This window comes from Deltaproteobacteria bacterium (genome assembly GCA_009930495.1).
Taxonomy (GTDB): domain Bacteria; phylum Desulfobacterota; class Desulfovibrionia; order Desulfovibrionales; family Desulfomicrobiaceae; genus Desulfomicrobium.
This window is the reverse complement of record RZYB01000084.1, coordinates 1-11,317: the sequence shown is the minus strand read 5'-3', so window position 1 is coordinate 11,317 and position 11,317 is coordinate 1. Positions and strand designations below refer to the sequence as shown.

Here is an 11,317-nt window from a genome sequence, read left to right as displayed (position 1 = left end):
CTCATGACCCGCTTCATGCTCATCCTACTGGGATTTTTTCTGGTCTACACCGTGCTGTTCCACTTTCTCATGGCCTACGAGGGACAAAAACACTCCTGGCTGACCGGCCTCTACTGGACGCTGACGGTCATGAGCACCCTGGGTTTCGGCGACATCACCTTCACCACGGACCTGGGTCGGCTGTTCACCATCGTCGTCATGCTCAGCGGCGTCATTTTTCTGCTCATTGTCCTGCCCTTCACCTTCATCCAGTTCTTTTACGCCCCCTGGCTGGAAGAGCAGAACAAGGCCAGGGCGCCGCGCGCCGTTCCGGACACCGTGTCCGGCCATGTCATCCTGACCCATTTCGACGCCGTGGCCCTGAGCCTGATCGAAAAATTCAATCAATACGCCGTGCCCTACGCGGTTCTCGTGCCCGACCTGCAGCAGGCCCTGAATCTGCACGAGTCCGGGATCAACGTGGTTGTCGGCGAGCAGGACGATCCCGCCACCTACCTGGCCATGCGCGTTCATAACGCGGCCATGGTCGTGGTCATGAACGAGGACGTGACCAGCACGAACATCATCTTCACCATCCGCGAGGTCTCGGACACGGTGCCCATCGCCACCAACGCCGATCACGAGGATTCCGTGGACATTCTCGATCTGGCTGGAGCCACCCACACCTTCCAGTTCACGACCCTGCTCGGCCAGGTCCTGGCGCGACGGGTTCTGGGGCTGAGCATGAAGGCCAATATCATCGGCAATTTCGACCAGCTGCTCATCGCCGAAGCCCCGGCCATGCGTACGCCGCTCCAGGGACGCACCCTGGCCGAAAGCCGGTTGCGCGAGCTGACAGGGGTCAATGTCGTGGGGATGTGGGAACAGGGACGCTTTCAGTTGCCGGGGCCGCGCAGTGTCATCGGCGCGTCCACGGTGCTGGTTCTGGCCGGATCGGAGGCACAACTCGACCGCTACGACGAACTCATGGGTTCATCCGGACGGGACCGCGAGCACAACGGCCCGGTGCTGGTTCTGGGCGGCGGCCGCGTGGGTCAGGCCGTGGCCCACAGTCTGGCCCGGCGCGGTATCGACTACCGGATCGTGGAGAAAAAAATCCTCAAGACCCAGGACGAACGCGTCATCACCGGCAGCGCGGCCGATCTGGACATTCTGAACAAGGCCGGCATCCAGAACACGCCCTCGATCATCATCACCACCCACGACGACGACCTGAACATTTTTCTGACCATCTACTGCCGCCGTCTGCGCCCGGACGCGCAGATCATCAGCCGGGCCAGCCTGGACCGCAACATCAACACCATGCACCGCGCCGGCGCGAATCTGGTCATGTCCTTCGCCTCATTATGCGCCACGACCATCCTCAATCTGCTCAAACCGGAAAAACTGCTCATGATTTCCGAGGGCCTGAACATCTTTCGCGCCAGCCCGGACAAAACCATGATCGGCAAGGCCCTGCGGGACCAAAACATCCGCAATGTCACGGGATGCAGCATCGTGGCCATCAAACGGGCCGAGACCATGCGCATCAACCCGGACCCGGACACCGTGCTCGACGCCGCCGACGAACTGATCATCCTTGGCACCGCCGACGCCGAACGCAAATTCACGGACCAGTACCGCGCCTAGCAGCCACGCTCACAGCCCGTGCCGCTTGATCTTGCGCCACAACGAGGCCCGGTCGATGCCCAACAGTTTGGCGGCCAGGGTCTTGTTGTCGGCGGCGTACTCCAGGGTCCATACAATCTGATCCCGCTCGCATTGCTCCAGGGTCATGGGCGCGCGTTCACCGGCCCGGACCACATGCAACGGGGCCTCGGCCAGTTCCGGTGGCAGATGCGCCGGCCGGATTTCGTCCCCGGCGCAAAAAACCACGGCCCGCTCCATGATGTTGCGCAGTTCGCGGACATTGCCCGGAAACGCGTACCGATCGAGGATGTCGAGCACTTCCCGTGAAATGGCCGGTACCGGACGCCCGGCGCTCCGCGCGGTCTTGTCCACGAAATACTGGGACAACAGCGGCAGATCCTCGCGCCGTTCCACCAGGGGCGGCATGCGCAGCACCAGGACGTTGAGCCGGAAATACAGATCATTCCGGAAACGGCCGGCCTCGACCTCTGTTTTGAGATCCTTGTTGGTGGCGGCCACAAGACGCACGTCCACGGGGATGTCCGTCGTGCCCCCGACCCGGCGGATGGTGCGCTCCTGCACGGCCCGCAGCAACTTGACCTGCATGGACAACGACATTTCCCCGACCTCGTCCAAAAACAAGGTCCCGCCCTCGGCCGACTCGAACAACCCTTTCTTCTGGCGCACGGCCCCGGAAAACGCGCCCTGCTCGTGCCCGAAAAGTTCGCTTTCGAGCAAATCCTCGTTAAACGCCCCGCAGTTGATGGCCAAAAAGCGGTTCCCCGCCCGGCGACTCAAAAGATGCACCGTGCGCGCGGCCACTTCCTTGCCCGTGCCGGTCTCGCCCAGGATGAGCACGGTCACGTCCGAGGGCGCGATCTGGGCGATGGTCCGCTTCAGTTCCATCATGCACGGAGCGGCTCCGACCAGGGGCATGGGCATGGTTCTATCGCGCAGGGCCTCGCGCAAATGGCGCACTTCGAGCTTGAGGTGGCGCTTTTCCAGGGCCTTGCGCACCAGGATGCGCGCCTCGTCCAGACGATAGGGCTTGGCCAGATAATCGTACGCTCCGGCCCGCATGGCCTCCACGGCCGTGTCCACCGTGGGATACCCGGTCAGGACCACGACCTCGATATCCGGAAACCGCTCCTTGATGGTTCGCAACAGGGCCAGTCCGTCCATGCCCTCCATCTTCAGATCGGTCAGCACCAAGTCGAAATCCCCGGCGGGCAGCAGCTCCAGGGCTTCATTCCCGCTGGCGGCCGTGACCGTGTCATGCCCCTGCCGGGACAGGGCCAGGGCCAGATTGTCGCGGGCAATGGCCTCGTCGTCCACGACCAGAATCCGCCCCGCGCGCGCTCTTTCGGTTCCGTGTTCGCTCATGCGCCCTCCCCTCCCAGCGGCAACCGGATGGTGAAGCAGGTGCCCTGGCCGGGCGTGCTGTCCACGGCAACGGTCCCGCCATGTTTTTTGATGATCCCGAAAACAACGGCCAGGCCCAGACCCGTTCCGGATTCCTTGAGCGTGAAGAACGGATCGAAGATGCGGCCCATGTGCTCGGGCGCGATGCCGGACCCGGTATCCCGAATCCGGAGCACGGCCTGACCCGCGCCCACGTCGCGCCAGCCGTCGATGGTGATGGTGCCGGGCGGGGTGATGGCCTGGATGGCGTTGATGAGCAGGTTGAGCAGCACTTCCTGAAAACGCTGGCTGTCCAGGGGCAGACGGATGTCTTCGGGAACCTGGCTGTCGATGTGCACGCCCGTGGGCGTTTCGCTGGAGACGAGACTGATGGCCCGGCGCACGACCTCGGCCAGGGGCAGGGGCTTGAGACAAAACTCCGTTTCGCGGGCGAATTCGAGCAGACCCTTGACGATGTCGCGGGAGCGGCTGACCTCCTGGTAGATATTGTCGAGCATCTGCCGGGACAACGCCGGATCGACGCTGGCCGGGTCGACCATGTCCTCCTGCAGGATCTGGCAGGAAGTGGAGATATTGTTGAGGGGATTGTTCAGCTGGTGGGCGATGCCCGAAGTCAGGACGCCCAGGGAGGCCAGTTTCTTCTCCTGCAGAAGTTGATTCTGGCGGCGCTCCAATTCCTCGATCATGTGGTTGAAGGCCTCGACCACGCCCGTGGTTTCGTCACTGGTATCGGGCATGGGCAGGGCCTCGAAGTTGCCCTGCACGATCTGCCGGGCCGAACGTTCGATGATGGACAAGGCCCCGAATATGCGTCGCCCCACCAGCCAGGAAAAAAACATGGCCACGGCGATAAAGGCCGCGATGGACACGGACAGCTGGCGCTTGAGCGTCCCGACGATGCCCAGGATGCGCTCGCGCTGATAGACCACGAACAGCCGCGATTCCTCCACCAGAACCTTGCCCTGCTCGCGCAGCTCCGGGCGCAGGGCCTCGCTTTCGGCCGAGCTGCCGGCCAGTCGCAGGGAGTTCTGATCGGCGAACAACGCTCGATAACGGTTCAAACGGTCCCGCAGCAAGACAAGGGTCGCCTGACCGCGCTGATCCGATCCGATGAGCCCGTCATCCACGGGTCCGATGCGGTCAATGGTGCCCAGGGCCCGCTCGCTGTAGCGCAGGGTCTCGACGTAATCCTCCTCAAGGGCATAGAGGAGATAGTTTTTTTCGTAGCGCCGTGTCTCGAGGATGTCGTTGCTCAAATCATCGACCACTTCGGCCAGGCCCAGGGCGTCTTCGATCTGGAGCAGATAATAATAGGAAATGCCGCCCAGCACCGAAAAACTCAAAATGGACACGATCATGCCGAAAAGCACGATCTGACGGATCTTGCCGCTGGCAAAACGGGCTACAAGACCTTGCATGGCTCCTCCTCCGGGCCGACCAGGGCCACGGCCAGGGCGTCCTCGACGCGATCGACCAGGGTCACCGGCGGCAACTCGCCGACGCTTTCACGCAGGGTCTCCACATCGGCCGCATTGGCGGCGGGCAGCACCACGCGGGCGGCCCGGCCGCGCAGGGCGGCCAGAATTTTCTCGCGCACGCCGCTGACCGGCAGGACCCGGCCGATGAGGGACAGCTCGCCGGACAAGGCCACATCGGCCCTGGCCGGTCGGCCGGTCAGAAGCGAAACCAGGGCCACGGCAATGGTCAGGCCGGCCGAGGGGCCGTCCTTGGCGATGCCGCCGGCCGGAATATGGATATGAATGTCATGGCCCTCGAAAAAATCCGGGGCAACGCCAAGCGCCAAAGCATTGCTGCGGATGAAACTGAGCGCGATCTGGGCCGACTCCTTGAGCACCCCGCCCAGGGAACCGGTCAGGAGCAGCTGGCCCGGCCCGGTCATGCGCGTGGCCTCGACAAAAATGACCTCTCCACCCGTTTCGGACCACACCATTCCCGTGGCCGTGCCCACCAGCGGCGCGCCGCTGGCCGCGTCATGCCGGAAGCGGGCCGGGCCGAGCAGGGCCGCCGCGCCCTCGGCCGTGACCGGAGCGGCCGTGGCCGCGGGGCCGTGATCCAGACGCAGACGGGTCAGCTTGCGGCACAGCCGGGCGATCTCGCGCTCCAGGCCGCGCACGCCGGATTCATTGGTGTACTCACGGATGATGCGCACCAGGGCATCGTCGGTGATCGTCGGATAGGGACTGACCAGACCGTGCCCGCGCAGCTGCCGGGGCAAAAGAAAACGGGTGGCGATGTCCAGCTTTTCCCGCTCGGAATAGCCCGAAAACTGCACCACTTCCAACCGATCCAGCAGCGGCCCGGCCAGGCGCTCGATGCCGTTGGCCGTGGCGATGAACAGCACCTCGGACAAATCAAAGGGCATCTCCAGATAACGGTCCACATAGCGGGCGTTCTGCTCCGGATCGAGAATTTCCAGAAGGGCCATGGCCGGGTCGCCCTTCACGTCCTGACCGATTTTGTCCATCTCATCGAGCATGAACACCGGATTGCGCGCGCCCACGCTTTTGAGGGCCTGGATAATGCGGCCGGGCATGGCGCCGACGTAAGTCCGACGGTGGCCGCGCAGTTCGGCCTCGTCACGCAGGTCGGCCAGGGACATGCGGTAGAACTTCCGGCCCAGGGCCTCGGCGATGGCCCGGCCAACCGAGGTCTTGCCCACGCCCGGAGGGCCGACAAAGCACAGAATGGGCGCACGGCTGGCGTAACGGTGCGTGCGCGACACGAGCACGGAACGCACGGCCTCGCGCAGTTCACTCAGATCAATGGGCTTGGCCAGATAATGCACGGCCCCGGTCTTGATGGCCTGCACGGCCGAATCGACCGTGGCATAACCGGTGACCAGAATGAAACGGGTTTCGGGCGCGATCTTGGAGGCGGCTTCCAGCAGTTGCAGGCCGTCCATGCGCTCCATCTTCAGATCAGTGACAATGCAGTCGAACTCCTGCCGGCGCAGACAATCCAAGGCTTCCTCGCCATTGGCCGCCACCTCCACCGCATACCCTTCCTTGGCCAGAACATGCCGCAGGTTGGTCCGGGCGATGGGCTCATCGTCCACGACCAGAATCGCGGCCTGACGCTTGGCATGGAGGACGCGCGAAGCCAGGTGTTCCAGAACTCGCTCCCGCACCTGTCCGAGCCCCGCGTGGCTACCATCGAACACGGCCGCGGCCTGGTCCAGATCAAGATTGTCGCGCGTCAGCCCGGTCCAGGGCAGACCGAGCAGGGTTTCGACATAATTGAGGGCAATGGAATACTCGGCCACGGCCGCGTCGGTCTTTTCCATGCGCCCAATCTCGGCCTCCACCGCGGTCTTCACGCCTTCCGGCAATTCCACCTGCCCGACCTTGGCCCGCAACCCCGTGGGATCGGCCACGGGTTGGGCTGTCTCCAATTCTTGCTTGCGAAAAAATATCATCCAATCTCCCTCGCCCGGTTCCACGCGCCACCCTCCCCTTGTTGCACTTTGCAACGACGCTGCAATCTGCATCAGGCCTGACAATCCGGACCGCGCCTTGTTCCAAGATTCACATGTTGCGATCTGCAACATGACACCCTTTGCCCCCGCTTACCAGTCATCAAAAAAAATCATTTAATTTCAAGAAATTGCCAGAAATACAATTCTGGCACGCGCCTTGTTTTAGGCCGCGCATAACTTGTAACGCGAGGTAAGCAAAATGAGCACCATCCGTGAAACCATTGAATCCGCCTATGCCGCCACGGCCTTTGCCGAACGCGGCCTCCAGGCCGAAGCCCGCTTCCTGATGCAGGGGCAGCGCAAAAACGACGCCACCCGCGCCACCGCACCCACCCAGACGGAAAAACGTCCCCGTCCGACCCTGCAGGCCAAATAGCCCAACCGTTACACACCGAGGAGACCCCATGGCCCGGCTCAAATCCACGGCAGCTTCGTCCCCGACCCTGCGCCACGCCCATTCCATGCAAGACCGTCTGGCGGATTACGCCGAGGCCATGGCCCTGGCCGAGGCCGGCGAGCAGATCCTCGCCGCCGATCTCATGGAGCAGACACGCATCGGCCGGCGACGCATTCTGGTCATCGGCCATGGCTGCACCTTTTCCGAACGCCTGGGACAATACGCCCTGGGCGTGGCGGAACGCATGGGCAGCGACCTCCTCTTTCTGAGCGTGGGCGTGGCCAACACAAGTCCGGACTGGCGGAGTTCCTTCGCCCATCTGGCCGAACGCGCGGCGGCGTCCTGGCAGGAAGCCGCCGCCCGGCACGGCGTAAACATGCTGCACGAAATCCGCTTCGGCTCCGTGGACGCGGCCGTCAGCGAACTGGTGCGCAACAACGGCCGCATCGAATTCATCCTGAGCGAACCCGAGGAAGGCGAACTGGTCCACGGCCAAACCGGCCTCGCCCTGTTCACGATCAAATAAGACCTGGGCAGCTTTTTCGAACTCGCATCCCATTTTCGTGGAGAGAACAACATGGCGACGTGTGTACTGAAAATCGTTCCTTTTCTTGGCTGGATCAAGACATATACCCTCGGGCACCTGAAGATGGACTTCATGGCCGGCCTGACCGTGGCCCTGGTCCTCATTCCCCAAAGCATGGCCTACGCCCAGCTGGCCGGCCTGCCGCCCTATTACGGTCTGTATGCCTCCTTCCTGCCGCCGCTGGTGGCCGCGCTGTTCGGATCAAGCCGTCAACTGGCCACGGGCCCGGTGGCCGTGGTGTCCCTCATGACCGCAGCGTCCCTGGAACCCTTGGCCACGGCCGGCAGTGAAAGCTACATCGCCTACGCCGTGCTTCTGGCCCTGGTCGTGGGGCTGTTCCAGCTGGCCCTGGGCATTTTGCGTCTGGGCCTTGTCGTCAATTTTCTTTCGCACCCGGTGGTGGCCGGATTCACCAACGCGGCGGCCATCATCATCGCCACCAGCCAGCTTTCCAAAATGTTCGGCGTGTCCGTGGACAGCGCCGAACATCACTATGAAACCATTCTGCGCGTGGCGCGGGCGGCCGCGAACTACACGCACTGGCCCACCCTGGCCCTGGGCGTGTTCGCTTTTGCCCTCATGTTCGTACTCAAAAAATACACGCCCCGCGTGCCCAATGTTCTCGTGGCCGTTGTTCTGACCACGCTCTTTTCCTGGACCACGGGCTTTGAACACAATGTCAGCGTCGGCCAGGACAGTGTGGCCGCGCCCCAGGTCGTGGACGCCATCGGTCGTTACAACGCGGCCATGCAGGCCCAGACAGACTTGGCCGCGCGCCGCACGGTCCTGAACACGGCCGTGGAAGAAGCCAAGACCAAGGGCGAACGCTTCGCCCTGGTCGATGACGAGCACGAACTGCGCCGTCTGGCCCTGGAAATGGACATCGCCAAAAATCAGGCCGCAAGCCTCAAGGCCCAGTTGCGCGCCACCCTGCTGCGGGGCGTTCCCGGCCTGGATGGGCGCACCGTGTATACGCCCCTTGAGGCCGCGCCAAACGACGCGTCCGCCGATGGCCGCACATGGCGGATCAAGGTCGGCAACGCGCCCCTTGATCCAAATAGCCTGACACTGATCGGTGGCGGTGCCGTGGTCGGCAACGTGCCCGGCGGCCTGCCCAGCCTCACCGTGCCCCATGTCGATCTGGGGGTCATGGCGCGCCTGCTGCCGTACGCCGCCATCATCGCCCTGCTCGGCTTCATGGAGGCCATCTCCATCGCCAAGGCCATGGCCGCCAAGACCGGCCAGAGCCTGGACCCAAACCAGGAACTCATCGGTCAGGGTCTGGCCAACATCGTCGGCGCCTTCAGCCGGGCCTATCCGGTATCCGGATCGTTCTCCCGCTCGGCCGTCAATCTCCAGGCCGGAGCCCAGACCGGATTTTCCAGTGTCTTCACCAGCGCCGTGGTTCTCGTGGCGCTCTTGTTCCTGACCCCGCTTCTGTACCATCTTCCCCAGTGCACCCTGGCGGCCGTGATCATGATGGCGGTCATGGGCCTCATCCACCCGTCCTGTTTCGTGCATGCCTGGAAAATCGCCTGGTACGACGGCGCCATCTCGGTCATTACCTTTGTCGCCACCCTGGCTTTCGCACCGCATCTGGACAAGGGCATCATGGTCGGCGTGGGGCTGTCCCTGGCCGTTTTCCTGTACCGCAACATGCGGCCCACGGTCAGTTCCCTGGCCCGCACCGAAGAAGGCGAACTCCGCGACGCCACCCGTCACGGCCTGGATCTTTGCCCGCATGTGGACATGGTCCGCTTCAACGGCCCTCTCTTCTTCGCCAATGCCAGCTTCCTGGATGAAACCATCACCGCCCGCCTGCGCTCCAAAAAACAGCTCAAGCACATCGTGCTCGTGGCCAAGGGCATCAACGACATGGACGCTTCCGGCGAGGAAGCCCTGTCCCTGGTCATTGACCGCTGCCGCAGCCGGGGCGTGGACATCTCCATGTCCGGGGTCAACGACACGGTCCTGGCCATCCTGACCCGCAGCGGACTGCTCGACAAACTCGGCCGCGACCACCTCTATGCCAACATGGAGCAGGCCCTGTGCAGCGTGCACGCCAACACGCACCGCGAAAGCACCGAAACCCGGTGCCCGCTGACCACGGCCTGCCGTCTGCAAAACCAGACCCCGGCGAAACGCCCCGGGCCGAGGACCTTTGCCACGGCGGGCGCGTCACGTCCCGGCCACGCCTAACCACCGCAACACCCCGCTCGCAGAGCGGACAACACCAACACGGAGATTCACATGGCAACAGAAACACAAACCAAACCCATCGGCAAAACCGTCGTCTTCGGCGTCCTGACCGCAGGCTTCTACGGCGCGTTCTTCAGCTACGGCGACGCCCTCACCGCCCAGTTCGCCCAGGGCTCCTTCTGGGCCGCCGGCCCCATCGCCACGGTCTTTGCCGTGTCCTACCTGCACGGCGAATTCGCCGGCAATTTGTGGGCCTGTCTCGGCATTTCCGCCGTGCGCAAGGATGCCCGCAAGACCGTCGAAGCCACCAAGCGTCCGGCCCAGCGCCCTGTTCTCAACACCTAGTCACGACAAGGAAGTATCATCATGGATATTCTCGCTCTCGATCCGACCAAATTCATCGACCTCAGCGCCACGACCATTTCCTTTCTTTTCCTGATCGGCTTCATCGGTGGGCTGGTCAGCGGCTTCATCGGCTCCGGCGGCGCCTTTGTCCTCACCCCCGGCATGATGAGCCTGGGCGTGCCCGGCACCGTGGCCGTGGCCAGCAACATGTGCCACAAATTCCCCAAGGCCCTGGTTGGCGCCATCAAACGGTTCCATTATGGCCAGGTTGACGTGAAGATGGGCCTGATCATGGCTGTTTCGGCCGGCATCGGCGTCCAGATCGGCATCAAGATCCAGCAGTTCATCCTGGCCATGTGGGGCCAGGCCGGGTCCGATCTCTATGTCAGCCTGTCCTTTGTCTTCGTGCTGGTGACCGTGGGCGGCTATGTCATGAAGGACGCCATCAACACCGCCAAGAGCGGCGGCGAGGAACACACCGCGCCCCTGGCCCTGCGCCTGCAGAAAATCGAGCTGTGGCCCATGATCAACTTCCCCCGCTCCGGCCTGCGCATCTCCCTGTGGTTCACCATTCCCGTGGGCTTCGCCACCGGCATCCTGGCCGCGACCATCGCCGTGGGCGGTTTCATCGGCGTGCCCGGCATGATCTACGTCATGGGCGTGCCCGGCCTGATGGCCTCGGCCACGGAGCTGGTCATCGCCTTCATCATGGGCCTGGCCGGGTCCATCAACTGGGCCATGCACGGCATGGTCGACATCCGTCTGGTGCTGATCATCCTCGGCGGCTCCCTTTTGGGCGTACAGCTCGGCGCCATCGGCACGACCTATGTCCGGCCGCACATGATCAAGGTCGTCATGGCCACCATCATGCTCATTGTCGCCGTCAGCCGCGCCCTGGCCCTGCCCAGATATCTGGTCAGCCTGGGCCTCATGGAAGCAAGCGAGCAGACCCTGTCCCTGCTCGGCACGGTCAGCTTCTCGTCCATGTGCCTGGCTCTCCTGATCGGCGCGGTCATCATCCTCGGCAGCATGTGGAGCGGACGCAAGGCCCAGCTGGCCGAAGCCGCCTAATCCAGCAGACGTTCACGTCCGTTTCAAAATAGACAGGCCCGCGTCGAGTATCTCGACGCGGGCCTGTCTATTTTGAAACGCGTAAAACCCGTGGTGTCAGGGTCTGTTTCTAAAAAATGATTTCAAGCGAAATCGAGCGAAAACGTGACCAGCAAGGCGACAGTGAAAAAAC

The 11,317-nt window shown here is 63.2% G+C and carries 8 protein-coding genes; 5 read left to right on the top strand and 3 right to left on the bottom strand.

All coding sequences use genetic code 11. The annotated features are described in order from the left end of the window. The coding region (locus tag EOL86_08425; GenBank protein NCD25599.1) for a potassium channel protein at positions 1-1,629 on the top strand (1,629 nt) is incomplete at its 5' end. A gap of 9 nt (positions 1,630-1,638) precedes the next feature. Here EOL86_08425 and EOL86_08420 read toward each other — a convergent pair. The 3 genes from EOL86_08420 to EOL86_08410 are packed head-to-tail and all read right to left on the bottom strand — an operon-like array spanning position 1,639 to position 6,487. Continuing rightward, on the bottom strand, positions 1,639-3,012 hold the full coding sequence (locus tag EOL86_08420; GenBank protein ID NCD25598.1) for a sigma-54-dependent Fis family transcriptional regulator: 1,374 nt from the start codon (positions 3,010-3,012) through the stop codon (positions 1,639-1,641). After that, positions 3,009-4,469, bottom strand: a complete 1,461-nt coding sequence (locus EOL86_08415) for a sensor histidine kinase (protein ID NCD25597.1) — start codon at positions 4,467-4,469, stop codon at positions 3,009-3,011. Before EOL86_08415 ends, EOL86_08420 begins: the two co-directional genes overlap by 4 nt. Then, the gene (locus EOL86_08410; protein ID NCD25596.1) at positions 4,454-6,487 is read right to left on the bottom strand and encodes a response regulator; all 2,034 of its coding nucleotides are present in this window, start codon (positions 6,485-6,487) and stop codon (positions 4,454-4,456) included. Before EOL86_08410 ends, EOL86_08415 begins: the two co-directional genes overlap by 16 nt. A gap of 464 nt (positions 6,488-6,951) precedes the next feature. On the opposite strand from EOL86_08410, the gene EOL86_08405 reads away from it, so the two are divergent. The 4 genes from EOL86_08405 to EOL86_08390 are packed head-to-tail and all read left to right on the top strand — an operon-like array spanning position 6,952 to position 11,145. Continuing rightward, a complete protein-coding gene (locus tag EOL86_08405; protein NCD25595.1) occupies positions 6,952-7,470 on the top strand; it encodes a hypothetical protein in 519 nt (172 codons plus the stop codon). Between the two features lie 51 nt (positions 7,471-7,521). Beyond that, complete coding sequence (locus EOL86_08400) at positions 7,522-9,729, top strand: SulP family inorganic anion transporter (GenBank protein ID NCD25594.1); 2,208 nt, start codon at positions 7,522-7,524, stop codon at positions 9,727-9,729. Positions 9,730-9,780: 51 nt separating this feature from the next. Continuing rightward, positions 9,781-10,074: a hypothetical protein gene (locus EOL86_08395; protein NCD25593.1), complete on the top strand. Its 294-nt coding sequence runs from the start codon at positions 9,781-9,783 to the stop codon at positions 10,072-10,074. A gap of 21 nt (positions 10,075-10,095) precedes the next feature. Continuing rightward, positions 10,096-11,145 (top strand): sulfite exporter TauE/SafE family protein, encoded by a 1,050-nt coding sequence (locus tag EOL86_08390; protein NCD25592.1) that lies wholly within the window; start codon positions 10,096-10,098, stop codon positions 11,143-11,145. Positions 11,146-11,317: the final 172 nt, after the last annotated feature.